At 45.7% G+C, this 26,360-nt stretch carries 22 protein-coding genes; 17 read left to right on the top strand and 5 right to left on the bottom strand.

Features of this window, described 5'->3' with window-relative positions; translation table 11 throughout:
- The first annotated feature begins 21 nt into the window (after positions 1-21).
- Together PL85_RS07840 and argH are read left to right on the top strand one after the other, a co-directional pair.
- Entirely contained in the window at positions 22-1,245 is a 1,224-nt protein-coding gene (locus PL85_RS07840) for an argininosuccinate synthase (protein WP_017043213.1), read from the top strand.
- 129 nt (positions 1,246-1,374) lie between these two features.
- Positions 1,375-3,249, top strand: coding sequence for an argininosuccinate lyase (argH, locus tag PL85_RS07835; RefSeq protein WP_115339347.1), 1,875 nt, complete (start codon positions 1,375-1,377; stop codon positions 3,247-3,249).
- A 193-nt stretch (positions 3,250-3,442) separates the two neighbouring features.
- On the opposite strand, the gene PL85_RS07830 is transcribed toward argH, so the two are convergent.
- From PL85_RS07830 to PL85_RS07820, 3 genes are all read right to left on the bottom strand, one after another.
- The gene (locus PL85_RS07830; RefSeq protein ID WP_013855880.1) at positions 3,443-3,697 is read right to left on the bottom strand and encodes a DUF3624 domain-containing protein; all 255 of its coding nucleotides are present in this window, start codon (positions 3,695-3,697) and stop codon (positions 3,443-3,445) included.
- A 129-nt stretch (positions 3,698-3,826) separates the two neighbouring features.
- On the bottom strand, positions 3,827-5,296 hold the full coding sequence (locus PL85_RS07825; RefSeq protein WP_115339895.1) for a dihydrolipoyl dehydrogenase: 1,470 nt from the start codon (positions 5,294-5,296) through the stop codon (positions 3,827-3,829).
- Positions 5,297-5,409: 113 nt separating this feature from the next.
- A complete protein-coding gene (locus PL85_RS07820; RefSeq protein ID WP_013855882.1) occupies positions 5,410-6,138 on the bottom strand; it encodes a redoxin family protein in 729 nt (242 codons plus the stop codon).
- A 146-nt stretch (positions 6,139-6,284) separates the two neighbouring features.
- Here PL85_RS07820 and oxyR point away from each other — a divergent pair, with 146 nt between their 5' ends.
- On the top strand, positions 6,285-7,175 hold the full coding sequence (gene oxyR / locus PL85_RS07815) for a DNA-binding transcriptional regulator OxyR (protein ID WP_026027425.1): 891 nt from the start codon (positions 6,285-6,287) through the stop codon (positions 7,173-7,175).
- Positions 7,176-7,211: 36 nt separating this feature from the next.
- Here oxyR and PL85_RS07810 read toward each other — a convergent pair whose 3' ends face one another.
- Positions 7,212-9,710: a penicillin-binding protein 1A gene (locus PL85_RS07810; protein WP_115339346.1), complete on the bottom strand. Its 2,499-nt coding sequence runs from the start codon at positions 9,708-9,710 to the stop codon at positions 7,212-7,214.
- 149 nt (positions 9,711-9,859) lie between these two features.
- On the opposite strand from PL85_RS07810, the gene pilM reads away from it, so the two are divergent.
- The 14 genes from pilM (at position 9,860) to PL85_RS07740 (ending at position 25,141) form a co-directional block, all read left to right on the top strand.
- The gene (pilM, locus tag PL85_RS07805) at positions 9,860-10,870 is read left to right on the top strand and encodes a type IV pilus assembly protein PilM (RefSeq protein ID WP_115339345.1); all 1,011 of its coding nucleotides are present in this window, start codon (positions 9,860-9,862) and stop codon (positions 10,868-10,870) included.
- Positions 10,860-11,462 (top strand): PilN domain-containing protein, encoded by a 603-nt coding sequence (locus PL85_RS07800; protein ID WP_081245065.1) that lies wholly within the window; start codon positions 10,860-10,862, stop codon positions 11,460-11,462. Before pilM ends, PL85_RS07800 begins: the two co-directional genes overlap by 11 nt.
- The gene (locus PL85_RS07795; RefSeq protein WP_013855887.1) at positions 11,455-12,048 is read left to right on the top strand and encodes a type IV pilus inner membrane component PilO; all 594 of its coding nucleotides are present in this window, start codon (positions 11,455-11,457) and stop codon (positions 12,046-12,048) included. Before PL85_RS07800 ends, PL85_RS07795 begins: the two co-directional genes overlap by 8 nt.
- Complete coding sequence (locus PL85_RS07790) at positions 12,035-12,556, top strand: pilus assembly protein PilP (protein WP_013855888.1); 522 nt, start codon at positions 12,035-12,037, stop codon at positions 12,554-12,556. The genes PL85_RS07795 and PL85_RS07790 overlap by 14 nt, the downstream gene beginning before the upstream one ends.
- 53 nt (positions 12,557-12,609) lie before the next feature.
- Positions 12,610-14,295, top strand: coding sequence for a type IV pilus secretin PilQ (locus tag PL85_RS07785; protein WP_412766527.1), 1,686 nt, complete (start codon positions 12,610-12,612; stop codon positions 14,293-14,295).
- Between the two features lie 186 nt (positions 14,296-14,481).
- Positions 14,482-15,003: a shikimate kinase AroK gene (gene aroK, locus PL85_RS07780; RefSeq protein ID WP_010317691.1), complete on the top strand. Its 522-nt coding sequence runs from the start codon at positions 14,482-14,484 to the stop codon at positions 15,001-15,003.
- A 24-nt stretch (positions 15,004-15,027) separates the two neighbouring features.
- Complete coding sequence (aroB, locus tag PL85_RS07775; RefSeq protein ID WP_115339343.1) at positions 15,028-16,116, top strand: 3-dehydroquinate synthase; 1,089 nt, start codon at positions 15,028-15,030, stop codon at positions 16,114-16,116.
- A gap of 48 nt (positions 16,117-16,164) precedes the next feature.
- Positions 16,165-17,658: an AAA family ATPase gene (locus PL85_RS07770; protein ID WP_115339342.1), complete on the top strand. Its 1,494-nt coding sequence runs from the start codon at positions 16,165-16,167 to the stop codon at positions 17,656-17,658.
- Positions 17,659-17,727: 69 nt separating this feature from the next.
- Positions 17,728-18,558 (top strand): Dam family site-specific DNA-(adenine-N6)-methyltransferase, encoded by an 831-nt coding sequence (locus tag PL85_RS07765; RefSeq protein ID WP_013855892.1) that lies wholly within the window; start codon positions 17,728-17,730, stop codon positions 18,556-18,558.
- Between the two features lie 112 nt (positions 18,559-18,670).
- Entirely contained in the window at positions 18,671-19,345 is a 675-nt protein-coding gene (gene rpe, locus PL85_RS07760) for a ribulose-phosphate 3-epimerase (RefSeq protein WP_013855893.1), read from the top strand.
- A gap of 95 nt (positions 19,346-19,440) precedes the next feature.
- The gene (locus PL85_RS07755) at positions 19,441-20,127 is read left to right on the top strand and encodes a phosphoglycolate phosphatase (RefSeq protein WP_026027427.1); all 687 of its coding nucleotides are present in this window, start codon (positions 19,441-19,443) and stop codon (positions 20,125-20,127) included.
- 155 nt (positions 20,128-20,282) lie between these two features.
- Complete coding sequence (trpS, locus tag PL85_RS07750; protein ID WP_013855895.1) at positions 20,283-21,299, top strand: tryptophan--tRNA ligase; 1,017 nt, start codon at positions 20,283-20,285, stop codon at positions 21,297-21,299.
- A gap of 155 nt (positions 21,300-21,454) precedes the next feature.
- A complete protein-coding gene (locus PL85_RS07745; protein WP_088718007.1) occupies positions 21,455-22,219 on the top strand; it encodes a substrate-binding periplasmic protein in 765 nt (254 codons plus the stop codon).
- Between the two features lie 306 nt (positions 22,220-22,525).
- On the top strand, positions 22,526-25,141 hold the full coding sequence (locus PL85_RS07740) for an ExeM/NucH family extracellular endonuclease (protein ID WP_115339341.1): 2,616 nt from the start codon (positions 22,526-22,528) through the stop codon (positions 25,139-25,141).
- A gap of 45 nt (positions 25,142-25,186) precedes the next feature.
- On the opposite strand, the gene PL85_RS07735 is transcribed toward PL85_RS07740, so the two are convergent.
- Positions 25,187-26,077, bottom strand: a complete 891-nt coding sequence (locus tag PL85_RS07735) for a LysR family transcriptional regulator (RefSeq protein ID WP_017043227.1) — start codon at positions 26,075-26,077, stop codon at positions 25,187-25,189.
- Positions 26,078-26,360 lie beyond the last annotated feature (283 nt).

Genomic DNA, 26,360 nt, shown 5'->3' with positions numbered 1-26,360 from the left:
CCGGGAAATGGAGAAAGTAAGATGAGCAAGGTTCAAGTCAATAAAGTCGTTGTCGCATACTCTGGCGGTCTAGATACCTCGGTAATCATTCCGTGGTTAAAAGAAAACTACGATTGTGAAGTGGTTGCCTTTGTTGCCGATGTCGGCCAAGGTGAAGAAGAATTGGTCGGCATTGAAGAGAAAGCGAAAGCGTCTGGCGCGTCAGAGTGTTATGTGGTCGATCTTAAAGAAGAGATGGTCGCTGAATACATCTACCCAACACTAAAAACAGGTGCTTATTACGAAGGTAAATACCTGCTTGGGACGTCAATGGCTCGCCCAATCATTGCCAAAGCTCAAGTTGAAGTGGCGCGTAAAGTGGGTGCTGATGCGCTGTGTCACGGCTGTACGGGGAAAGGTAATGACCAAGTGCGTTTTGAAGGTGCGTTTGCAGCCCTAGCGCCTGATTTACATGTGATTGCCCCTTGGCGTGAGTGGGACATCGTGAGTCGTGAAGAGTGTCTTGATTTCCTTGCTGAGCGTAACATTCCTTGCGCCGCTTCATTGACGAAAATTTACTCGCGTGATGCGAACGCGTGGCACATTTCGACCGAAGGTGGCGTGCTTGAGAGTACTTGGAACGCCCCTAATGAGGATTGCTGGGTATGGACAGTAGATCCAGAGCAAGCGCCAAATGAGCCAGAGTTTGTCACACTGCAGGTCGCGAAAGGCGAAGTCGTTGGCGTCGATGGTGAACTGATGACGCCTTACAACGCACTCGTTTACCTTAATGAGAAAGGCTCTAAACACGGAGTTGGTCGTATCGACATCGTCGAAAACCGTTTGGTTGGTATGAAGTCTCGTGGTTGTTATGAAACCCCAGGAGGCACCATCATGATGGAAGCGTTGCGTGCTGTTGAGCAGTTAGTGCTCGATAAAGCCTCATTCGAATTTCGTGAAGAACTGGGTGTCAAAGCGTCGCATCTTGTATACGATGGCCGTTGGTTCACTCCGCTGCGTAAATCCATCATGGCTGCAGCCGATGAGCTGGCACAGGATGTTAATGGTGAAGTGGTTGTGAAGCTTTACAAAGGGCAAGCGACAGTGACGCAAAAACGTTCGGAAAACAGCTTGTACTCGGAAGAGTTTGCGACCTTTGGTGAAGATGTTGTGTATGACCAAAGCCACGCAGGCGGCTTCATTCGTCTTTATTCGTTGGCAAGCCGGATCAGAGCATTGAACGAAGCAAAGAAGAATAAAGCCTAGGTTAACCCCCAAGGTAGAGACACAAAAATAACAATAAAAGATCGCTCTAGTAGCGATCTTTATTATAAAAATGATTGAGCAATTTGATGTGGTCAGGCTCAGTCGCGACCTAAGAGCAGGAGATACGCAATGGCATTATGGGGCGGTAGATTTACCCAAGCAGCAGACACGAGGTTCAAAGAGTTCAACGATTCACTTCGCTTTGATTACCGATTGGCTGAACAAGACATTGTGGGCTCTATAGCATGGTCAAAGGCGTTGGTGTCAGTGAATGTTTTGGGCGAAGAGGAGCAGCAAAAACTAGAACTTGCGCTCAACGAACTCAAACTGGAAGTGATGGAAGATCCTGAGCAGATCTTACGCTCTGATGCAGAAGATATTCATTCTTGGGTTGAGCAGCAGTTGATCAGCAAAGTGGGTGATTTAGGCAAAAAGCTGCACACTGGGCGCTCTCGTAATGACCAAGTCGCGACCGATTTAAAATTGTGGTGCCGCCAGCAAGGTCAACAATTACTGTTGGGGTTAGATCGCCTGCAAACGAAATTAGTGTCGGTTGCTCAGCAGCACCAAGAGACGGTTTTGCCCGGTTATACCCACCTGCAACGTGCGCAACCAGTGACCTTTGCGCATTGGTGTTTGGCCTATGTTGAAATGTTTGAGCGTGATTACTCTCGTTTAAATGATGCGATTAAGCGCCTTGATACTTGTCCGCTTGGCTCCGGCGCGCTGGCAGGTACGGCCTATCCGATTGATCGTGAACAGCTTGCTCATCATTTAGGGTTTCGCCGTGCCACGCGTAACTCGCTCGATTCAGTATCCGACCGAGATCACGTGATGGAATTGATGTCGGTGGCGTCGATCTCGATGCTGCATTTATCGCGCTTGGCGGAAGATATGATCTTCTACAACTCGGGTGAGTCTGGTTTTATCGAACTGGCTGACACCGTGACTTCGGGTTCATCCTTGATGCCGCAAAAGAAAAACCCTGATGCATTAGAGCTGATCCGTGGCAAAACTGGCCGTGTTTATGGCTCGCTTGCGGGCATGATGATGACGGTCAAAGCCTTACCATTGGCTTATAACAAAGATATGCAAGAAGATAAAGAAGGGCTGTTTGACGCGCTGGATACTTGGAACGACTGCATGGAAATGGCTGCGCTTTGCTTTGATGGCATCAAAATTAAAACCGAACGGACTTTAGAAGCGGCCAAACAAGGCTATGCCAATGCTACCGAATTAGCTGATTATTTAGTCGCCAAAGGGATCCCTTTCCGTGAAGCGCACCATATTGTGGGCGTAGCGGTGGTTGGCGCGATCGCGAAAGGGTGTGCGCTTGAAGAACTGACCCTTGCCGAGCTTAAAGAGTTTTCGTCGGTCATTGAAGATGATGTTTATGCGATCCTCACCATTGAATCTTGCTTAGAAAAACGCAGCGCTTTAGGTGGCGTTTCGCCAAAACAAGTGGCCTATGCGGTTGATCAAGCCAAAGCGCGTTTAGACAAACGTGACACCACGGCGGTGAAAGTTCGTCCTGCCCGTTTGACGGATATTGAAACGCTAGAAAGTATGGTCACTTATTGGGCGAATATGGGAGAAAATCTGCCTCGTTCACGCAATGAGTTGGTGCGCGATATTGGTTCGTTTGCCGTGGCGGAACACCATGGTGAAGTGACGGGATGCGCCTCGTTATATGTCTATGACTCTGGGTTGGCTGAAATTCGTTCGCTTGGTGTAGAAGCAGGTTGGCAAGGTCAAGGACAAGGAAAAGCGATCGTCTCGTATTTGGTGAATAAAGCGCGGCAAATGGCGATTAAGAAAGTGTTTGTTCTGACTCGAACGCCAGAGTTTTTCATGAAGCATGATTTTATTCCAACCTCAAAAAGCTTACTGCCAGAGAAAGTGCTCAAAGATTGTGAACAATGCCCACGGCAGCACGCTTGTGATGAAGTGGCGCTTGAGATCAATTTGGTTGAGCAGATCATCAAGCGAGTCAGCGTCGCTTAATACGTTGATTACAAACGCGATCATTGCCGTTAATGAGGCCTTGGAAAAAGATCTCAAAAAGATCGAATGATCACGGAACAATTTAAGAAAAGCGTGGTCTATAACTGTACCACTGCTTTTTCTTAGAAGAATCTAAGAAGGCCCCAAACCTACTATTGGTTCTGGGGCTTTTTCTTTTGTGCTCTTTAGCTTTTTATTTGTCGCGCCCTTGCCGCTTACGCCAAGGGAGTACCACAAACTTCATCCACAGATGTAAAAACAGCAAACCGTTAAAGGCAAAGCCCGCTATTAGCAAGCTGATCGATTCAATGGTTTTAGGGTTCTCCCTGCATAACCACCACCACACAAGCCAGCACCCAACAGACAAAACAGTGAGCTGATCCATACAACGTTGGCAGCGGCCGATTTTTTTCCAAAACCACGAAGATTGGCAGTTATTGCAAGGCATAAGCGCGTTCATTAAAGAGAAAATAACGGCAGTATAACGTGCGTGAAGGTGTGAGTCTAAGGCGCGGCTGAAACTAAAGCGTATAAAAAACGGCCGCCCAAGGGCGACCGCATGAATGGATGTTGAAAATTAACAGCCCGGACCGCAGTCCATGCAATGCTTTATCATCTCAGGACCTAAATGCAGTTTAGCGTTTAGATCACGCAGCGCGGTGCGCACGCCTTCTTCAATTACGGGGTGATAAAAAGGCATATCCAACATCTGTGAAATCGTCATCTGATTTTGATGTGCCCACGCCAGTAAATGAGCCAAGTGCTCCGCATTCGGTCCCATCATTTCAGCGCCTAAAAATCGCCCTGTTCCTTGTTCGCCATACACATGCAATAACCCTTTATTGCGCAGCATGACGCGTGAACGGCCTTGATTTTCAAACGACACAGTACCGATAGCAAAACAGCCACAATTTCCTAAACGAGTGGTTAGCTGTTTGTAGGATTCACCGACCATCGCAATTTGTGGGTCTGAAAAAACCGCTGAGATAGAGGAACGACGAAGCCCGGCGCGAATATCTGGGTAGCGGCCAGCGTTATCCCCTGCAATACGGCCTTGATCGGCTGCTTCATGAAGCAGGGGCAGTTGATTACTGGCATCACCAGCAATGAAAATATTGTCTACAGAGGTTTGCAGCGTATAGTGATCGGCCGTCGGTACGCCACGCGCATCAAGGGCTATATCGGTATTTTCAATTGCCAATTTATCTACATTCGGGCGACGACCGGTTGCCGCCAACACATAGTCAACGACAAATGTCTCGAGTTGCCCTTCACGGTTGATGAATTGGATTTCAACTTTGTCGTTTTGGCCTGTTGGAGAAGCAATGCGTTTCATGCTTTCCACTTTAACGTCAGCGTCTAAATAGAATTCTTCTTTAAACGTTTTATCGGCGTAAGCCATCACATCAGGGTCGGTTAATGGGCCAACTTGTCCACCAATGCCGAACAGCTTCACTTTTACCCCTAAGCGATGTAAGGCTTGACCTAGTTCTAAGCCAATCACCCCAGGGCCAAATACGGCAACAGATTCCGGTAAGTCGTCCCACTCAAATAGGTCGTCATTAATGATTAAGCGATCGCCAAGTTCATGCCATACCGCGGGGTAGGCTGGGCGAGAACCGGTAGCAATCACGATCCGCTTGGCGTTGATTTGGGTATGGTTGTCAACTTGCAGGGTGTGGTTGTCGATAAATTGGGCGTAGCCTGAGATTTTGTCTTCAGCGGGGATCTCCTCAACGCCTTCAAGCACAAATCCGACAAAGCGGTCACGTTCACGTTTTACCCGCGCCATCACTTCATGCCCATTAATGACAATTTCACCTTGAGGATGAATACCAAAAGCAGGAGCTTTGTGGATGTGATGGACGCTTTCAGCGGCCGCAATCAGTAACTTAGATGGCATGCAGCCGACGCGAGCGCATGTGGTTCCGTATGGGCCACCTTCGATCATGACGACACTAGTCGTATGTGCTTTTGCTGCACGATAAGCGCCGAGTCCTGCGGTCCCACCACCAATAATGGCTACATCAACGTTTAACTGTTTCATCATCGCTTTCTCTAAATTTGGAATGTGGATAGTCGATGGCAACATTTAATAATGCTGTCATTGAGTCTAAATGAGGAGGATGCCCTAGGAAGATTTTCCTAGGGCAGGCGTGATTAGCCCAGGTAAGCTTCTAGCTCTTCGCTGCCGCCGATGTGTTTACCACCAACGAAAACTTGCGGAACGGTGGTACGGCCTGTGATAGCTCGTAAGCTCACTGTGGTTGCATCTTTACCCAATACCACTTCTTCATATTGAAGGCCGTGGTCAATCAAGAGTTGTTTTGCTTTAGTACAGAATGGGCAACCTGGTTTAGTAAATACGGTAACCGATTCTTGTGTTTTATAGTTAGGTGCAATGTATTTCAGCATAGTGTCAGCATCTGATACTTTGAACGGGTCACCCGGTTCATCAGCTTCGATAAACATTTTTTCGATGATGCCATCTTTGACTAGCATGCTGTAACGCCATGAACGTTTGCCAAAACCGATTTGGCTTTTATCAACTAACATACCCATACCGTCAGTAAATTCGCCATTGCCATCAGGAATGAAAGTAATATTCTCTGCTTCTTGGTCTGCTTTCCAAGCATTCATCACAAAGGTATCGTTCACCGAAACACATAGGATGTCATCAACGCCATGCTCTTTAAACACCGGGTACAGTTCGTTGTAACGCGGCAAGTGGCTTGATGAACAGGTTGGGGTGAAGGCACCTGGCAAGCTAAATACGATAACGGTTTTACCTTTGAATAATTGATCTGTTGTGAGATTAACCCAAGCATCACCTTGACGAGTAGGGAAAGTGACTTGTGGTACCGCTTGGCCTTCTTTAGATACTAACATTCTATTTTCCTTGTGATTTTCTAAGTTAGGTTATGATTTTAAGAGCCGCTGCTCTCATTTGTTGAAGCCATTATGGAAGAAAACCTTTGATAGCTCCAATCGTTTGATGCTATGGTTTTGATAGGTGGATTCTATTGAGATTGAAGATGAACATTCGTGATTTTGAGTACTTAGTATCATTAGCTGAACATAAACATTTTCGTAAAGCAGCAGAAGCTTGTTTTGTGAGCCAGCCAACACTCAGTGGCCAGATCCGCAAACTGGAGGATGAGCTGGGAACAGTATTATTAGAGCGCAGCAGTCGCCGAGTATTGTTCACCGATTCGGGCCTGCAATTGGTCGATCAGGCCAAGCGTATTTTAAGTGAAATCAAAACCTTCAGAGATATGGCTAGCGGCCAGGGTGGCTCGATGAGTGGTCCTATCCATATTGGATTCATTCCCACTTTAGGCCCCTACCTTTTGCCGCGTATTGTGCCTTTTTTAAAAGAGCAATTTCCTGAACTGGAGCTCTATTTACACGAAGCGCAAACCCAACAGCTTGTGCGCCAGTTAGAAGATGGAAAACTCGATTGTTTAGTGTTGGCCTCCGTTGCGGAAACGGCTCACTTTAAAGAGATTGATCTGTATGACGAAGCATTGAGTATTGCCGTGCCTAGTGGGCATGAATGGGCTGCAAAAAGTGAAGTAAGTATGTTGGATTTGAAAGGGCGAACGGTATTGGCTTTAGGTGACGGTCATTGCTTACGCGATCAAGCCTTAGGTTTCTGTTTTGCGGCAGGCGCAAAAGATGACGAACGTTTTAAAGCGACCAGCTTAGAGACGCTGCGTAATATGGTCGCAGCGGGTGGGGGAATTACCCTGTTACCTGAGCTCTCTTTACCAGATGTCAAAGAGAAGGATGGCGTTTGTTACCTTAAAGCGGTCAACCCGCAGCCTTCACGCCGCTTAGTATTAGCTTATCGGCCGGGATCGCCATTGAGGCAGCGTTTTGAGCAGTTGGCTCACGCAATCAAAACAAAGCTAAATGAGAAATAAAAAAAGAGGCTAAATTTAGCCTCTTTTTACTGAGCTTTAGAATAGCTCTTCACCTGTAGGTGAAGAGTAGATGTTGTCAGAGACACTCTCTGCGACATACTCGGTTGGCTCTGTGCCTTGAATGAAGTATTCAAACATCGAGCTTGAATCAAACTTATTGGTTAACAGGCCGGTATCGATATCGATTCTTACCCGCACAATATTGGCGGGAATGGGTTTGTCTTGCGCTGGCACATCGACCAGTACTTGACGCATAAAATCAATCCAAGCGGGTTGTGCCGTTTTTGCTCCCGCTTCTGCACCGGATACACCATCGTCATCTACATTGCTGTTTTCGGTTGTCCTACCTAAGTTGCGGTTATGATCATCAAATCCGACCCAAGCAATAGCGACCATGCCCGGTGCATATCCGTTGTACCACGCATCTTTGGAGTCATTGGTCGTTCCTGTTTTACCACCAATATCACGACGCCCCAGCTTTTGTGCACGCCAGCCTGTACCATTCCAACCCGTTCCTTCACGCCAATTTCCGCCACCCCAAATATTGCTGTACATCATCTCTCGGACAAGAAATGCGTTTTGTTCGGAAATTACTTGTGGAGCATAGTGCGATGCAACATCTTGCTCATCGAACTCATTTGTGTCTGGGGTGCATTGCTGTTGGCAAACGACTTTTGGTGTGGCTTGATACTCAAGTTTGCCAAAGGGATCTTCAACTTTGCTGATGTAATAGGGTTCAACATAATAGCCACCATTGGCAAACACGGAATAGCCTTGCGCCATCTTAACCGGCGTTAAGCTTCCCGCACCTAAGGCAATGGTTTCTGAGCGTGGTACTTGGTCAATATCAAAACCAAAGCGAGTGAGATATTCACGTGTTTCATCCAGCCCAACAGCGCGTAGCACTCTCACTGCCATCACGTTTTTGGATTGAGCTAAACCAACGCGCAGACGCGTAGGGCCAATATAAGTCGGTGGTGAGTTTTTAGGACGCCATGCAGTGCCTTGGCTTTGGTCCCATTGGTTAATCGGCGCATCATTAATGAGCGTGGCTAAGGTCATGCCTTTATCGATGGCGGCAGAGTAGATAAAGGGTTTAATACTTGAGCCGACTTGACGCACCGATTGAGTCGCACGGTTAAATTTATTGTGCACAAAGTTAAAGCCGCCAACCAGCGCCAGTACCGCACCATTTTCTGGGTTCATGGCAACAAAGGCAGTGTTGGCATTGGGTACTTGGCTTAAGTACCACTGTGGTACTTCGTCGGTGGTATGGTCATCACTGTATTCAGCACGATTACGTACCCAAATTTGTTCACCAGCGGCGATGATTTCCGTCGCTGTACTCGGAACCGGTCCTTGTCGAGAATCAGTTAAGAAACGGCGAGCCCAGTTCATGCCTTGCCATTCAATGGTCTGCAATCCTTGGTTCTTAACCCAAACCGTAGCCGATTGGCTGCTTACGTGGGTAACGACGGCTGGTAATAAATCTCCATAAGTCGGTTCATTATTTAAGTGCTCGGCCAGTTGCTGTTCATTCAATGGCGTTTGGCCTTCTTTCCAAACTACTTTTTCAGCACCGCGATAGCCATGACGCTCATCATAGGCGAGTAGGTTATTGATTGCAGCTTTACTCGCGGCTTGCTGCTGTTTGGAATCTACCGTTGTGGTGACAATCATGCCAGAGGTATAGGCCGACTCTTCACCATAGCGCTCCACCATCCATGAACGGGCGATTTCTGCAACATAAGGTGCATTAAGTTCAATTTCAGCACCGTGGTATTTCGACATTAAGGGCTCAGAGCGGGCTTGCGCATATTGCGCTGGGGTTATGTATTTCTCATCAAGCATTCTCTGTAGCACCACATTACGGCGGTTAGTCGCGCGATCTAGAGAATAGATAGGGTTCATGGTTGAAGGTGCTTTGGGAAGTCCTGCAATCATGGCAATTTCACTCAGTGTTAAATCTTTGACTTCTTTTCCAAAATAAACTTGGGCTGCCGCTCCAATTCCATACGATCGGTAACCGAGATAAATTTTATTGAGATAAAGCTCTAAGATTTCTTTTTTCGTCAGCAATTGTTCGATATGAATAGCGATAAAAATCTCTTTGATTTTTCGCATGATCTTCTTCTCATTAGAGAGGTAGAAGTTACGAGCAAGCTGCTGAGTAATGGTACTTGCACCTTGTTTAGCGCTACCTGAGGCGATCACAGCGACCGCAGCACGCGTGATACCAATTGGGTCAAAACCATAGTGCTCGTAGAAGCGGCTATCTTCGGTGGCGATAATCGCTTCGATAAGTTCAGGCGGGATCTCTTCAATACGCAACGGAACTCGGCGCTTTTCTCCAAATTGGGCGATGAGCTTGCCATCTTGACTATAGACCTGCATCGGTGTCTGCAATTGTACATCACGTAAAGTCGCTACATCGGGGAGGTCTGGCTTCACGTAAAAATAGAAGCCAAATATCGTAGTGACTCCAAGAATAATGCAAATCAATGAAAGTAATAACAATCGCTTTATGAACTTCACCGGATAATCCCTGTTTAGTTAAGGCTGCCCTTATGCAAACCCTTGTACTCTAGGCTAAAAATTTAGCTCTAAAAATAAATTGTGGCTTATTTAACCTCAAAATAAGCAAATCGAGCTAAGCCTAAGCAGCGTTACTGGAGCTAAGCCGTATGGGTAAATCATTGGTTACGGGTATAGATATTGGCCACCATAGTATTAAAGCGGTGGTGTTAAAGCTAGCGGGTGATTCATATGCACTCGTCGGTTATAAAGAATTATTTATTACTGAGGACATATTCTCCGATAACCACACGCTGGATTATCAGAAAATTGTAAAGAAACTCAAAGAACTAAGAAAGGGTTTACCACTATTTAGTCGCAAAGTCGCCATATCGGTACCGGACAATGCGGTAATAAGTAAGGTATTACAGATAGATAGTGACCTGCAGGCGCGTGAAAAAGAGTTTGCTATTTATCAGGCATTTTCTCATCAGTCACCGTTCCCGGTAGAAGAACTGAGTCTCGATTTCGTCAAAGTGATGGAAAAAAGCGTAAGTCGCAGTAGCACCGTAAGTTATCAAGTTTACGCCACTCGTAAAGACGTCGTGGAAAGCCGTGCGTTAGCGGCTCAAAAAGCGGGCTTTTTACCGATCGCGGTTGATGTGCAAATACACAGTTTGTTAAACATTTGGCAGTTGGCGAGCAGGGCACAACATCGCAGCGATTGGATGCTCATGGATGTGGGCCATACCCAAACGGCGCTCTGTATTGATTTTACTGATAAAGCCCCTTTTCATAAAGAGATCCCTCTCGGTTGTCAGTGGTTGTCCCAAGACAGCGCGATGTCGGGCACCAATGCGGAATTAGCCGATAAAAACGAGCGCTTTGTGCATGAGTTGATCGAGCGACTTCAACGTCAGTTGCAGCTTTTCACCTCCGTCAATGGCGCGGGCAGTTTAGCAGGCATTTGGCTCTCAGGTGGTGGCGCAGATACTCCGATGTTGGCGCAAGAGATCTCGCGGCGTCTCAAGCTTGAGTGCGAGATTCTCGATCCCTTCCTTCTGTTTAACAATAAGTTAGCGAAACGCCAGCGAGATAAGCAGTCTGGGCAGAGTTTTAGCACCGCAGCAGGCCTTGCACTGCGTGGTATCGAGTGGTTGGAGTCTTCTCATGTTGCATAGCATTAACTTACTGCCTTGGCGAGAGGAACAAAGAGCGGCGCATAAGCGTCGTTTTATGGGCTTGGTCGTCTTAGGTGTGATGAGCGCTGTTGGTATTCAATGGGGTATCGGTTTGTATTTCTCTGGGCAAGCACAGCAGCAAGAGTCTCGTCTGGCCTATTTGAATCAATACATTCAGCAGCTTGATAAACAGATCAATGCATTAAAAATGACGGAACAAGAACACAAGGCACTATTAACTCGCTTATCGGTTGTTGAGTCATTGCAAAGCCAACGCAATAAAACCACCGAGTTGATGAACCTGATGCCACAGCTTATGCCTGAAGGAGTCTACGTCGATAAGATCAAAATGAATGGTGAAGAAATTGAAATTACGGGCATCAGTGACAGCACTGCGCGTCTTGCGACCATGCTCGATAATTTTGAAAAATCAGCCTTACTTTCCGATGTCAACATGCACTCTATCGTGCACGGTAATAAGCGATTTGGTAAGGAGTTTCAGACGTTTAAAGTGTCATTTATGTTTCATTCGCCGACACCACAGGGCGCTGCACTAACCAAGATTCGGTCTACAGGAGGTGTCCATGACTAGTTTTCAAGATCTTGATATGGATGAAATGGCTGAATGGCCGTTGCTGCCTCAACTGCTGGTTATTTTGGTGTTGATGCTGATTATTCAAGGCGTTGGCGCGTGGTTCTACCTGATGCCTCAAAATGAGCAATTGCAGAACTTAAAACAGCAAGAAGAGGTGTTGAAATCGACCTTACGGATTAAGGCCAGCAAAGCCGCCACCTTACCCCAGTTGCAAGCTCAACTGGATGAATTAACTGAACGTTATGATTTTTTATTACGCCAATTACCCGTGCAAAAAGAGCTCGCAAGCATGCTGGCGTCGGTCAATGAACTAGGGCTAGATAACGCGTTAACCTTTACACGTATTGATTGGGGAGAAAAACAGAATAAAGAGTTTCTGTATCGTTTGCCGCTCAATATCGAATTAACTGGGAATTACCACGACATTGGTGATTTCTCCGAGGCGATCGCGAAATTGCCCCGCATTATTAATTTCGATGATGTTGATTGGCAACGGGTTAGCCAGGAAAGCAGTACGTTACATTTTAGGGTGCGCGCTTATACCTATCAATTCAAGCAAGAGGTGGACGATGAAAAACAATAATCTGCTGCTGATGGTGCTGTTTAGTACCAGCGTATTGGTTGGTTGTAAGGCGAATCAAGATTCATTGAAGGTTTATGTGGAGCAGGTTGAGGGGCAAGCACGCAAAGAAGTCTCCAAATTAAAACCCATTATTCAATTTGAAGTTGCTCATTATGCGCAACATGAATCCCGCGAACCTTTTGTGCTGCCTAAAGAAGCGATTGTACAAAATCAGCCTGTAGTGAAGGCAGACTGCTGGCAACCTCCAGCTCGCAGTAAAAATGGCCAGCTAGAGCGCTATCCGCTTAATCAACTGCGATTAAAAGGCGTGATGAGTAGCGGGGGCGCGGTATCGGCATTAGTGCAAACGCCCCAAGGCAAGGTCGTCAACGTGAAAGCGGGACAATATTTAGGTTTGAATCACGGCAAAGTTACTCGAGTTAATTCCAATTACCTGCTGATCAATGAAACCTTGCCAGACGGCTTAGGTTGTTGGAATCAACGTAACGTCAAATTGGCTCTGAAATAGAATTTGAATTTAGAGAAATCACTATGATTAAAGGACTACAGACACAAATGACTATGGTATTTCGGAGCCTCTTATTTGGCTTATTATTGAGTGTGGCAGGGCTAAGTGTGGCGGCAGAAACGGCGCAGACCAACGAGCTTAAAGGCATTGATTTTCGAGTCAATAAAAACAAAGACGCTGTATTGATTGTTGAACTCGCATCACCTTCGACAGTAGTTAATGTGCAGAAAGTGGCTGACGGTTTACAAATTGAACTGCTTAAGACGGATGTCTCCAATGAGAAACTCTATGTCTTAGACGTCAAAGATTTTGCAACCGTTGTTGAGAGTATCGAGGTATTGCGCAAAGAGCCAAGTACACAGTTACTGGCGACCATTCATGGCGAGTTTAAGTATGATTACAGCTTGAAAGGGAAATACCTTGAGGTGGTGATTGGCAAACTGAAAGAACAAGAAAAACCTAAGCCGAAGAGCATTCTTGAGAAAGAGGGCAAGCTTATCTCGATTAACTTTCAAGATATTCCTGTGCGAAATGTTTTGCAGCTTATCGCAGATTATAACGCGTTTAACCTAGTCGTCTCAGATTCGGTCACTGGTAACCTGACGCTACGGCTTGATGGCGTGCCTTGGCAGCAAGTGCTCGATATCATTTTGCAAGTCAAGGGATTAGATAAGCGTGTTGACGGCAATGTGATTTTAGTTGCACCTAAAGAAGAGTTGGATTTACGTGAAAAGCAGCAGCTTGAAAAGGCACGTTTGGCTGAAGAGTTGGGCGATCTGCGTTCTGAAATCATCAAAATTAATTTTGCTAAGGCGTCTGATATTGCGCAGATGATTGGCGGCGAAGGGGCAGTCAGCATGTTGTCTGAGCGAGGTTCCATCAGTATCGACGAACGAACCAACTCACTGCTGATCCGCGAATTGGCTGAGAATATTGTGGTGATACGCCAAATTATTGAATCGCTCGATATCCCGGTCAAACAGGTACAGATTGAAGCGCGCATTGTTACGGTCAACGAAGGTAATTTGGATGAACTTGGCGTACGCTGGGGCTTTACTTCGACCAATGGCAACAACACCGCAGGCGGAAGTATTGAAAGTAATTTATTCCAAGTGGGCAAGTTGGGGGAAAGCACATTGCCCGTTGATGACTTCCTTAACGTAAACTTAGCGGCGACCTCTGCTAACGCCTCAAGTATTGCCTTCCAAGTGGCTAAGTTGGGGTCGGATATGTTGTTGGATTTAGAGCTTTCAGCGCTGCAACGTGAGTCGAAAGCGGAGATTATTTCCAGCCCTCGTTTGATCACGACAAACAAGAAGCCAGCTTATATCGAGCAGGGTACGGAGATCCCTTATCTGGAGTCTTCTTCCAGCGGGGCAACGACGGTCGCCTTCAAAAAAGCGGTGCTGAGTTTAAAAGTGACGCCGCAGATAACGCCGGATAATCGTTTAGTGTTAGATCTCAGTGTCACTCAAGACCGGCCTGGGGATATTGTAAAAACAGGGACGGGAGAAGCGGTTGCAATTAATACTCAGCGTATTGGCACTCAAGTATTGGTCAATAATGGAGAAACCGTGGTCCTTGGTGGAATATTCCAACATAGCGTCAACAATACGGTGGATAAGGTTCCATTGCTTGGTGATTTGCCATTACTTGGTGCATTGTTCCGCCGTTCCTATGAGCAAGTGGGCAAAAGTGAGCTGCTGATTTTCGTGACACCGAAAGTCGTCATTCAATAACTTACGGCTGATATTGCGATTGGTTAAAAAATAAAGTTGCATTAGTGGCACCATATCTAGATAATTTCGGGTCTTATCACGAATCATCTGTGAGGAATAGGTGCCACGAGCGTCTTAACGGTCAGTATTATACTGGCTAATCTTGTGGCGATGTCATTGAATTAACGTTGTAAATTACTGCTAAACATGGCTGAGAAACGCAATATTTTCCTTGTTGGCCCAATGGGCGCCGGCAAAAGTACAATTGGTAGACATCTTGCTCAACAACTGCATATGGAGTTTTTAGACTCAGATACAGTCATTGAAGAGCGTACAGGCGCAGATATCGCATGGGTATTTGACGTCGAAGGTGAAGAGGGCTTCCGTAAACGTGAGGAAGCTGTAATTAATGACCTAACCGAGAAACAAGGTATTGTACTCGCAACAGGCGGTGGTTCTGTTAAGAGTAAAGAAAACCGTAATCGTTTATCTGCTCGTGGTATTGTGGTCTACCTTGAAACGACGATTGAAAAACAACTTGCACGCACGAACCGTGACAAAAAACGGCCATTGCTTCAAACAGACAATCCACGTGAAGTCTTAGAATGTTTGGCTGATGAACGTAACGATCTTTACGCTGAGATCGCTGATTTTACGGTTCGTACTGACGATCAAGGTGCAAAAGTGGTAGCCAACGAGATCGTAAAAATGCTAGAAGAACATTCCTAAGTTCTTTATTTTGGAGTGCAAACCATGGAACGGATTACGGTCAGTTTAGATGAGCGTAGCTACCCAATCTCAATTGGCGCCGGATTATTTAATGATCCGGCCCTCCTTTCTTTTTTATCGGCCAAACAAAAAGTCGTTGTCATCAGTAATGTGACGGTCGCGCCTTTGTACGCGGATAAAATCTTCGCCCTTCTTGCACCGCATGCTTGTAACGTCTCCTTGCTTGAACTGCCAGATGGCGAGCAGTACAAAACTTTAGATACATTTAATACGGTGATGAGTTACCTGCTGGAAGGTAATTACAGCCGTGATGTGGTGATCATCGCTTTAGGTGGTGGCGTGATTGGTGATTTAGTTGGATTCGCCGCAGCCTGTTATCAGCGCGGAGTCGATTTTATCCAAATACCGACCACGCTGCTTTCGCAAGTGGACTCCTCCGTTGGCGGTAAAACCGCTGTCAATCATGCTTTAGGTAAAAACATGATTGGTGCATTTTATCAGCCGAAAGCCGTCATCATTGATACTGAATGTTTGGCGACTTTACCAGCGCGAGAATTTGCTGCTGGTATGGCGGAAGTGATCAAATATGGCATCATTTACGATCATGATTTCTTTATCTGGTTGGAAGAGAATCTCGATAAACTCTATGCCTTAGATGAGCAAGCGCTAAGTTATGCCATCGCTCGCTGCTGTCAAATTAAAGCCGATGTGGTCGCTCAAGATGAAAAAGAGTCGGGAATTCGCGCGTTGTTGAACCTAGGTCATACATTTGGTCATGCGATTGAAGCGCAGCTCGGGTATGGTAATTGGCTACACGGTGAAGCGGTTTCTGCCGGAACTGTGATGGCCGCTAAAACGGCGCAGTTACAAGGTTTAATTAACGATCAGCAAGTTGAGCGGATTGTTTCTATACTCAAAAGAGCAAATTTACCGATTCATACGCCCGAAAGCATGTCGTTTTCTGACTTTATGCAACACATGATGCGTGATAAAAAAGTGCTTTCAGGCGAACTACGTTTGGTGCTACCAACCAGTATTGGTACATCACAAGTAGTGAAAGGTGTACCCGAAGCGGTCATTGAACAAGCGATTGACTTCTGCCGCACCCTGTAAATCTTCATTGATACTAATTTGACAGTTGTCTGTCAGTAGGACGGCCTAATGAGTTTGGCGAATGAATTACGTATATTGGAATTAGATTCGCAAGTCGAGCTACTTGAGCGTTTGCAATTATTGACCAATTTTGGCTCAAATGTCATTACCGTTGGTGGTGGATTAGGTTTTGGTAAATCTTGGTTAGCGCAGCGTTATTTAGAAGCGTGGGCCGAAGATAAAAACCAATCGCTGTTGCTGTGTCATCCCAATCAAGATGACCAGCAGCGTCGAGCGACCATTCTTACCCAAATCGTTTCAGGCCCGTTATTTAATCCTCATGATACACTTTCTGACAGCTTAGCTCGTCTGCTAGATGGTGGCGGTTGTGATGTGGTGATTGTTGTCGATGACGCTCATCTACTCTCCGAAACCTTAGTGTCTGAGCTATGGATGCTGGTGTTAGAAGCACAAGCCAATCCATTGTGGACCATCAATGTCGTATTATTTGCACAAGCTAATAGCCTTGATGCTTTGCTGACTCGTTTAAGCTACGGACAAGAGCATAAACCCGTAGAGCTTGAGATTGAAGCCCTAAGCAATGAAGAAGCGGATCGCTTTTTTGAAAATCTGGTCATGCGTTATGTACCCGATGAGATGGAGCGCCGCGTACGCAACGCTTACAAAAAGGTGAAACGCGTGCCTGGGGAAATCATGGCATTAGGAGAGCAGAAAATGGAAAAAAGGATCATCATCCGTTCGATTATCGGTTCTCCTGTGCAGATCGCTGCCTTGGTTTTACTGCTTCTGCTCATCATCGGTGGTGGTTACTGGTGGCTATTTACCCAGCCCTCACCCGATGAGCAAGCGTCGCAAATTACAGGCACACTCGAGCAGACGGTGATTCCGACGCTCGGGGATGCTGCTGCACCAACAGTCAATACGCTTAACGATGATTCAGCAACTGACGCCACCAATAATGGGAAGCTGCTTGCGAAAAGTGACCCGAGTTATTTAGATGCTGAAGATGATTCCAGTTCGTTACCACCCGATGTGATGGAGAATTCAGAGAGCGTGGGCATAATTGACAGCGATCAGCAACGAGTGGTGATTGAGTCTGATGTTGTGGATGCGCTTTTGGAAGGCAATTCGACCAAAGCCGATACGTCAGTGATTAATAATGCACTTGCTGATGCACAAAACCGCACGGCGCAAACTGTGCCAGTAAGTGAGACTGCCACTGCGCCAACGAAAATCACCTTCTCCTTTGCGAGAGAAGAACTCAAAGCCTTCTCGCCACGCAGTTATACTTTGCAATTAGCGGCAGTCAGTTCGCTTGCTGAAGCACAAAACTTTATTAACACCTACGCGCTGCAAGAAAAGGTGCGTATTTATCCGACAGCACGCAATGATGTGGAGTGGTACATCATCACTTATGGTAATTATCCAACCATCCAGTTTGCGCGTGATGCCGTTGAAACCTTACCGAAAGCGTTGCAATTGCAAGGCCCTTGGGCCAAATCGCTCAGCCAAGTACAGCGAGAGATTGATCGTGCGAAATAACGCTGAGCTTGACGCAAAAATATGTTACATTCCGCAGCCTTATTTCGTGGTTGAAAGATAGAGCAGTAAATGAAGAAGCAGCGTGCCTTTCTTAAATGGGCTGGTGGTAAGTATGGCCTAGTCGAAGAGATTCAACGTCACCTGCCACCAGCGCGTAAACTGGTTGAACCCTTTGTTGGTGCTGGCTCTGTGTTCCTCAATACTGATTTTGAACAGTATTTGTTGGCCGATATCAATCCTGATCTCATCAACTTGTACAACCTGATCAAAGATCAACCTGAACTGTACATCACCGAATCTAAGCGTTGGTTCACGGCCGATAACAACCGTAAAGAAGCGTATCTCGATATTCGCAAAGAGTTCAATAAAACCGATGATGTACTGTATCGTTCGTTGGCGTTTTTATACATGAACCGTTTTGGTTTTAATGGTTTATGTCGCTACAACAAAAAAGGCGGTTTCAATGTGCCTTTTGGTTCCTACAAAAAGCCTTATTTCCCGCAAGCAGAATTGGAGTTTTTTGCCGAGAAAGCCAAGAAAGCGACCTTTATTTGCGAAGGATACGAAGAGACGTTTCGTCGTGCTCGCAAGGGCTGTGTTGTCTATTGCGATCCGCCATACGCGCCACTCTCTACCACCGCCAATTTTACTTCTTATTCTGGTAATGGCTTTTCATTGGATGATCAAGCCTCATTGGCCGATGTCGCCGAAAAAGCCGCCAATGATCGTGGCATACCGGTACTGATTTCCAATCATGACACTAAGTTAACGCGCCGTTTATATCATGGTGCAGAACTTAACGTGGTCAAGGTTAAGCGCACCATTAGCCGTAATGGAGCAGGGCGCAACAAAGTAGATGAGTTGTTGGCACTGTTCAATACAGCGGAATGCGAAGGTTAACATTTCGCAGTTAAATCGGGTGTCGCGCTAGGATATCTTGGCCAGCTTAGGTAGAATTGCGGGCGAATTTTGCTCATCACGCATTTGCGCCCACTAGCCTAAGAGGTCAGGTATGAAAGATTTCCTAATTGCCCCATCTATACTCTCAGCAGATTTTGCTCGTCTTGGCGAAGATGTTGAGAAAGTGCTTGCCGCTGGGGCAGACGTTGTCCATTTTGATGTAATGGATAACCACTACGTTCCCAACTTGACCTTTGGTGCTCCGATTTGTAAGGCGCTGCGTGACTATGGTGTTACGGCACCGATTGATGTCCACCTGATGGTTAAACCGGTTGATCGCATCATTCCTGATTTTGCCAAAGCAGGGGCTTCGATGATCACTTTTCATGTGGAAGCTTCTGATCACGTTGATCGCACATTGCAATTGATCAAAGAGCACGGATGCCAAGCGGGTGTAGTGCTCAACCCAGCTACGCCACTTGCGCATCTCGAATTTATTATGGATAAAGTGGACCTCATTTTGCTGATGTCGGTTAACCCTGGTTTTGGTGGTCAATCTTTTATTCCGCATACGTTGGATAAACTGCGCGCGGTGCGTCAATTGATTGAGCAATCGGGTCGTCATATCCGCCTTGAGATTGATGGTGGGGTCAAAGTCGATAACATTCGTGAAATTGCGCAAGCGGGCGCAGATATGTTTGTCGCAGGCTCGGCTATTTTTGGTCAACCTAATTACCAAACGGTGATTGATGAGATGCGCGCAGAATTAGCCAAAGTGGCGCGCTAAGTCATAATACTGACTACACCTCAATAATCACTACGCAACATACTTATAACGCAACAAGGGGCTTTGTGCCCCTTGTCTATTATTCGGAAGTTAAGATGTCTTTAAGCTCAATTAAATTAATCGCCTTTGATCTCGATGGTACCTTGCTCGACAGCGTGCCAGATTTAGCTGTAGCCGCCGACCAAGCGGTACAATCGTTAGGCTATTCATCAGTATCAGAAATGCAAGTGCGTGATTACGTCGGCAATGGTGCAGATGTGCTGATCGCTCGCTCACTTAGCCAAAGTTTAACCATCAACCCTGATCTTAGCGATGAGATCAAAGCCACCGCTCGTGAGCGTTTTGATGAATTTTATGCCCAAACGGGCCATAAACTGAGCCATTTATATCCCCAAGTGAAAGAAACCTTAGCGCAGCTACACAGTGCTGGATTCACATTAGCTTTGGTGACCAATAAACCGTCTAAGTTTGTACCTGACGTATTGGTACAACATGGTATTGAGCACTTTTTTAGTGATGTGATTGGTGGTGATACCTTCCCGATCAAAAAACCTGATCCAATGGCGCTTAACTGGCTATTGGATAAACATCAACTAACGGCCAAGGAAATGTTGATGGTTGGGGATTCGAAAAACGATATTTTAGCGGCTAAAAATGCGGGTTGTTATTCGTTTGGTTTGACTTATGGCTACAATCACGGTGAGCCCATTTCAGCTTCCAACCCTGATTACGTGGCGGACTGTATCGACCAATTGCTTGATGTGTTGCGAGTTTCAGCATAAAAGTTCACACAATGCGCTAGTAAAATACTCGTCAATGAGTACACTGCATAAACCGCGTTATCGCTAAATCAAGTATCACTTAGCGAATGAGCGCGGTTTTTTTTCACAGACATTTTCAGTCTTATCTCATTTTAAGTAGCAAGGAAATCATCCCTATGAGCAAACCCATTGTATTGAGTGGTGTTCAACCGTCAGGTGAACTAAGTATCGGTAACTATTTGGGTGCTCTACGTCAATGGCAACAGATGCAAGATGACTATGATTGTCAATACTGCGTGGTTGACCTGCATGCGATCACGGTTCGTCAAGATCCGAAAGCACTGCATGAAGCCACGTTAGATGCATTGTCAATCTGTCTTGCAGTTGGTGTTGACCCTAAAAAGAGCACGCTATTTGTTCAGTCACACGTACCAGAGCATGCTCAATTGGGTTGGCTTCTCAACTGCTACACGCAGATGGGTGAATTGAGCCGCATGACTCAGTTCAAAGACAAATCAGCACGTTATGCGAACGATGTGAATGCGGGCTTATTCGGTTATCCGGTGTTGATGGCGGCCGATATTCTACTTTATGGCGCGCACCAAGTACCCGTGGGCAGTGACCAAAAGCAGCACTTAGAGCTTGCGCGAGATATCGCGACTCGTTTTAACAACATCTATAGTCCTGAAAAGCCGATCTTTACCATTCCAGAGCCTTACATTCCTCAAGTGAACGCGCGAGTAATGAGCCTGCAAGATGCGACGAAAAAGATGTCTAAGTCAGATGATAACCGTAAGAATGTCATCACTTTGCTGGAAGATCCAAAGTCGATTATCAAGAAGGTCAATAAGGCTCAGACAGATACTGAAACGCCACCACGCATCGCTTTTGATACCGAAAACAAAGCGGGCATCTCCAACTTGATGAGTTTGTACTCTGCGGCGACAGGCAAAAGCTTTGCTGAGATTGAAGCGCAATATCAAGGTGTTGAGATGTACGGCCCTTTCAAGAAAGATGTTGGCGAAGCGCTGGTTGCCATGCTGGAGCCTGTTCAAGCTGAATACGCGCGCATTCGAGAAGATCGCGCGTATCTTGATTCAGTAATGAAAGCGGGTGCAGAAAAAGCCTCGGCTCGCGCTGCGATCACTTTGAAAAAAGCATTTAAAGCGGTAGGGTTTGTCGAGCGTCCTTAGTTTTTCCTGCGACAATCTAACTCTTTTCGCATTAAATAAAGCTAGGTTTTCCTGGCTTTATTTTTTACTTCTGCTTAATAAAATTTGATCTTTCTCTTTGTATTGTAGGCTTAGGTCTACACTTTAAATCATAACCATGATGATGAGTTTTGAACATGAGACGACTGCTGTTATTAGGATTGATGTTCATCTGTAGTGCCGCCGCCGCAGAGCCAGTTCGTATTTGTGTTGGTGATGTGAATGTTTGGCCCCCGTTCACCTATTGGCAGGGGAGCTCGTATCAAGAAAAAGCCGATTCCTTGACTGGCTCAGCCACAACGCTGGTGTTGGACGCATTAAAATCTCACAACATCGATTACCAGTTTTATTTTATGCCTTGGGCGCGAGTCCAACATGAACTGACGCAAGAGCGCGGTCGCTGCGATTTGACATGGGATGCAAGTTATCGCGCAGAAAGGGCTGAGTACAGCTATTTTTCGGTCCCGCTTTATACGATCCAACTCGGTTATTTTACGCTGCCAGACAACCATGAAGATTTAAAAGACCCATCCGTTGATGGCGTATTATGCGGAGTTAATGGCTTTAATTATGAGAATTTTGCACTGTCTAGAGAACCCTCTCTCTATTTAAATTCCGTACAGCAAGCGCTGAATATGCTGCAAAAAGAGCGGTGTGATTGGTTTGTGAGTGAAATTGAACCCATTTATGGTGGAATTCAGTTGGGTCTATATAAAATTGATCGGCCAATCGTTCATCATTTTCTCGCTAGAAACAAGCCGTACCACGTGCAAGTTCGCCGTAGCTTAGAAAATTCGATGCCGCTGTTAAATCAGCTTAATGACTATTTTCTCGATGCGCAGCAAACTGGTCGCGCGCAGGCGGTCTTTGATCGCTACCTCTCTTTTAGCCAGCCACAATAATCAAACTAAGGTGTTTGTCGTGTATGGAGCACCTTGTTTGCTTTTCTTTTTAGAAAAATAAGACTTTTCACCTCACTGCAATATAACTGTCGAAAACCCCCTTTACCTTCTTTGTTGAAAGTTTGCGCTTAGTTCAAGTATTTGCTCTAGCTATGCGATGTTGATCTCGATATGAATGGTGAATGTTTTTATCTTTCATTTAAAAACACAACACTGTACGCGCAAATGGAACCAATCCCCTTTATAAACGTGATTTACAACACCTTGCTTACCACTTCGGTTACAGAGCAGGGAAAGAGGTGAACAATGGAATCGACACGAATTAAACCCTTTGGCCGAACATTACTCGCTGCGGCGATAAGCTCCACATTGGCTGTATCAGCTCAAGCTGAGATTATTATTTCTCAGTATGTAGAAGGCAGCAGCTTCAATAAGGCCATCGAAATTGCTAACACTAGCAATGCATCCGTCAGTTTAGACAATTTCATTTTAGCGAAATCAAGCAATGGCGGTGGGAACTGGGATACACAGTTGCCCCTGACTGGGCGAGTAATTGCTGCGAACGATGTGTTAGTGATTTCTCATGCCAGCGCCAATAGTGCTATCCAAGCGGTGAGTGATGGAAATGATGGCTCGGTGATTAATTTTAACGGTGATGATCCGGTGGCGCTGCTAAACAGTGATGGTAGCGTACATGATGTGTTGGGAGTGATGGGCGGCATTAACTGGGGCAAGGACACCACTTTAGTGCGTAATAGCGATAGCCTCACGCCCTCAGCGGCTTATCAAGCTGCGCAGTGGAGCGCGTTAGGCAAGGATAATATTGAAGGGTTAGGCGCACTCGATGCCGTTGAGCCACCGGCTGAATTTACCTGTACTCAAGAAGGATCTGAGCCCACCTTTACCTCTATTCAAGCGATCCAAGGCGAAGGGCAAACCTCTCCTTTTATTAGTGGCTACCCTTACATCACCGACCAAGAATATTTTGTCAAAGGTGTCGTGAGTGCCGTTACCAAAGGGTTAACTAAGGGTTTTTATCTGCAAGCGTTGGAAGATGATTACAACTTAAATACCTCTGAAGGTTTGTTTGTTTTTACCGATCAATCAAGCTCAAGTTTAAAACCGGGGGATGTGGTTTGTGTGAAAGGTAAAGTACAGGAATATTACAACCTCACACAACTTAAAGTCGAAAACAACCAATGGCTAAAACAAGGTGAGCAAGAGGCTCCACAAGCGACCGCGATAGAGATTTTGCCCACCGATGAGAACTTTGAGCACACATTAGAGCGTTATGAAGGCATGTTGGTAAAAACCACCCCAGAGCTGGATATGCGTGTGACGCGTACCTTTGGTTATGACTATGCTTCTCGTCGCAATAACATGGTGTTAGCGCAAGGTCGTATTAACATGCAGCCGAACCAGCTATTCGCTGCGGGCTCTGAGCAAGCCAAACAGCAGAGCATCGAAAACGCGCAGCGCCGCTTGTTTATTGAATCAGATGCGAAAGCCGCCGATGGCCAAATTCCGTACTACCCAGAGTTTGGTCGCAGTGATATTGATCAAAATGGTTCGACGGAAGATTACATCCGCATTGATGACAGCATCATAGGTTTAGAAGGTGTGCTCTCATACGGTTACAACGAATATCGTCTGATTGTGACCAATTCGCTCAACCAAGAGAATTTCGTGCGCAATGATCCTCGCAGCGAGAAACCGGATATCGATGAAGGCGATCTGCGCATTGCCACATTCAACGTGCTTAACTATTTCAACTCGCCGTTTGGCGGTGATGCAAATCAGCATGGTGATAATCGTGGTGCTAATAACCTTGCAGAATTTGAACTGCAGCAAGCGAAGATCGTCAATGCGATTGTACGTTTGGATGCTGATATTGTCGGTTTGATGGAAATTGAGAATAACGGTTTCGGTGCAGGTTCGGCGATTGCGCAATTGGTCAATCAGATCAACAGCCAGATCTCGGATAAGAAAAAGCATTACCGTTTTGTCGCGATTGACTCAAATAATGATGGCGTGACCGATGAACTTGATTCTATTGGCACGGATGTGATCACCACAGGAGTGATTTATCGTGAAAAAGTGGTGAAGTTGACAGAAAATCGTGTAATTCCAATGCCAAGCCAACAAGCACCAGAAGTGTTGGATGACAAAGGCAAAGTGATTGAAGATGGTAAAAATTACCAGCGTGACACGCTTGCACCGACCTTCAAAGTTAAAGGTGGCAATGAGAAAATTACCGTCGCGGTTAACCATCTAAAATCCAAGGGTTCGGCATGTTGGGAAGATGCTGCACCAGTTGAACAAGGTGGGCAAGGCGGCAAAGATCTTGATTTTCAAGGTGCATGTGAACAATTCCGTGTCGCAGCTGCAGTTGCTTTAGGTGAAGCGTTACAAAAAATAAAAGGGCATAAAGTCATTTTGGGTGATATGAACTCTTACGGTATGGAAGACCCGATGCTCGTATTGACGGACTACAGCCCAGAGAAGTATGGCAAAACCATTCGTGCGGCACGTAATACTTACATTGCAGGTACTCCTCAGTTTGGTGATAATGGCGCGTTGATTACTCACAATTATGGGTACCTTAACGCTGTGGCGATAAAACACCCAGAGAGCTGGAGTTACTCATTTAATGATGAAGTTGGCGCACTGGATCATTTGCTGGTCAGCAAAAGTTTGAAAGGCAAAGTGGTGGATGCGACCGATTGGCACATCAACGGCGGTGAATCGACACTGTTTGATTACAACAGTGAATTCAAAGGTGATTTACCTAAATATCAAGATCATTTCCGCGCATCTGATCATGATCCTGCCGTGTTAGAACTGAACATCTATGGCGGTTCATTCGGCCTAGGAGCACTCTTCTCATTACTCGGCTTTGGTATGTGGCGACGTCGTCGTTAAGGCTTAAAGTGCGCCCCGTTAACTGACGGGGCGTTTTTGTTTTGCTCAAGCTCGGATTTTTTCAATTAAATAATCAATAAATAGCCTTACACGTGGCGCAAGGTGGTGACGGCTCGGGTAAAGAATGTTCATGGTGTTATCTGATAGATAATAATCTGGAAAAAGCCTGACGAGGTTAGGATCATTGATTTCGTCAGCGAGAAAATTGGCAATCAAGCCGATCCCCATGCCTTGTTGTACCATTGACATCGCACCAAGCGGCGCATTGCAGATATGTTTAGGGCGGGTTTTAATGTTGCATCTCACTCCCTTTGGATTGATTAGCGTGACTTTATCTTGAGGAAGATTCAATAAAGTTAGCGCAACCCATGGGTGCTGCTCTAAATCTCGTAGTTTCCTTAATAAAGGTGCACTAGCTAAGTATTTTTTACTGGCGTATATCCCCATTTTAAAAGGCATTAATTCGCGGCCAACCATTGAGCAAGATGTCAGTTCACCCATTCTGATCAGCACATCTAATTGTGTGGCTACTGGATCTTGTAAACCATCTTCGAGTTGAATATCAAACAGCACATTGGGGTAACTCTCAGAAAATGTTGAAATCAGCGGACTTAAAATATAGCTGCCGACATCAATGGTTGTACCGATCCTAATCACGCCTGCCACATCGGTAGAAAAATGCTGGACGGCCCGTAGCGCGTCTTCTGCCAGCGGTAAGAGGCCATTGGTATGTTGATAAAATGCGTGCCCTTCAGTCGTTAGGCTAACTTTACGGGTAGAGCGATGCAGTAAACGTACGTTAAGATGTGATTCTAGCAAGCTAACTTGCTCGCTCACTTTCGATTTTGCTATGCCTAACGATTCACCAGCCGAGGTAAACGAACCGTATTCAACCACTTTATTAAAAATGGCAATACGTTTTAACTCACTCAACATAATTGTTCCCTTATTGGTAACCTTTCGTTCTTGTTTTGTTATCTAGTCAACCTTTGTCATTCATCAAATAATGACAGCTCTAATTAGAGAGATATAAACCATTTTGGTTTCCTTTAAATACGGGTAAATAATAAATTTCTTCTGAATGATGGCACTATTGAGATATCTATTCCTAAATAAACTGGGATTAATAATTAAATTGGCAATGTCAATCTTATAAATATCAATGTTGTGTAAATATTTTTAATATTATCCAACCGAATTTTCGAAAATGATGGATGCA

The organism is Vibrio anguillarum (assembly GCF_001989995.2).
Lineage (GTDB): Bacteria > Pseudomonadota > Gammaproteobacteria > Enterobacterales > Vibrionaceae > Vibrio > Vibrio anguillarum.
Note: the sequence above shows the minus strand (reverse complement) of the source record. Positions and strands in the feature narration are given on the sequence as shown.

Excerpts from the sequence above, each read along its gene's own strand:
- PL85_RS07840 (WP_017043213.1), top strand. The coding sequence starts at position 22 with ATGAGCAAGGTTCAAGTCAATAAAGTCGTTGTCGCATACTCTGGCGGT.
- argH (WP_115339347.1), top strand. The coding sequence starts at position 1,375 with ATGGCATTATGGGGCGGTAGATTTACCCAAGCAGCAGACACGAGGTTC.
- PL85_RS07830 (WP_013855880.1), bottom strand. The coding sequence starts at position 3,697 with ATGCCTTGCAATAACTGCCAATCTTCGTGGTTTTGGAAAAAAATCGGC.
- PL85_RS07825 (WP_115339895.1), bottom strand. The coding sequence starts at position 5,296 with ATGAAACAGTTAAACGTTGATGTAGCCATTATTGGTGGTGGGACCGCA.
- PL85_RS07820 (WP_013855882.1), bottom strand. The coding sequence starts at position 6,138 with ATGTTAGTATCTAAAGAAGGCCAAGCGGTACCACAAGTCACTTTCCCT.
- oxyR (WP_026027425.1), top strand. The coding sequence starts at position 6,285 with ATGAACATTCGTGATTTTGAGTACTTAGTATCATTAGCTGAACATAAA.
- pilM (WP_115339345.1), top strand. The coding sequence starts at position 9,860 with ATGGGTAAATCATTGGTTACGGGTATAGATATTGGCCACCATAGTATT.
- PL85_RS07800 (WP_081245065.1), top strand. The coding sequence starts at position 10,860 with ATGTTGCATAGCATTAACTTACTGCCTTGGCGAGAGGAACAAAGAGCG.
- PL85_RS07795 (WP_013855887.1), top strand. The coding sequence starts at position 11,455 with ATGACTAGTTTTCAAGATCTTGATATGGATGAAATGGCTGAATGGCCG.
- PL85_RS07790 (WP_013855888.1), top strand. The coding sequence starts at position 12,035 with ATGAAAAACAATAATCTGCTGCTGATGGTGCTGTTTAGTACCAGCGTA.
- PL85_RS07785 (WP_412766527.1), top strand. The coding sequence starts at position 12,610 with ATGGTATTTCGGAGCCTCTTATTTGGCTTATTATTGAGTGTGGCAGGG.
- aroK (WP_010317691.1), top strand. The coding sequence starts at position 14,482 with ATGGCTGAGAAACGCAATATTTTCCTTGTTGGCCCAATGGGCGCCGGC.
- aroB (WP_115339343.1), top strand. The coding sequence starts at position 15,028 with ATGGAACGGATTACGGTCAGTTTAGATGAGCGTAGCTACCCAATCTCA.
- PL85_RS07770 (WP_115339342.1), top strand. The coding sequence starts at position 16,165 with ATGAGTTTGGCGAATGAATTACGTATATTGGAATTAGATTCGCAAGTC.
- PL85_RS07765 (WP_013855892.1), top strand. The coding sequence starts at position 17,728 with ATGAAGAAGCAGCGTGCCTTTCTTAAATGGGCTGGTGGTAAGTATGGC.
- rpe (WP_013855893.1), top strand. The coding sequence starts at position 18,671 with ATGAAAGATTTCCTAATTGCCCCATCTATACTCTCAGCAGATTTTGCT.
- PL85_RS07755 (WP_026027427.1), top strand. The coding sequence starts at position 19,441 with ATGTCTTTAAGCTCAATTAAATTAATCGCCTTTGATCTCGATGGTACC.
- trpS (WP_013855895.1), top strand. The coding sequence starts at position 20,283 with ATGAGCAAACCCATTGTATTGAGTGGTGTTCAACCGTCAGGTGAACTA.
- PL85_RS07745 (WP_088718007.1), top strand. The coding sequence starts at position 21,455 with ATGAGACGACTGCTGTTATTAGGATTGATGTTCATCTGTAGTGCCGCC.
- PL85_RS07740 (WP_115339341.1), top strand. The coding sequence starts at position 22,526 with ATGGAATCGACACGAATTAAACCCTTTGGCCGAACATTACTCGCTGCG.
- PL85_RS07735 (WP_017043227.1), bottom strand. The coding sequence starts at position 26,077 with ATGTTGAGTGAGTTAAAACGTATTGCCATTTTTAATAAAGTGGTTGAA.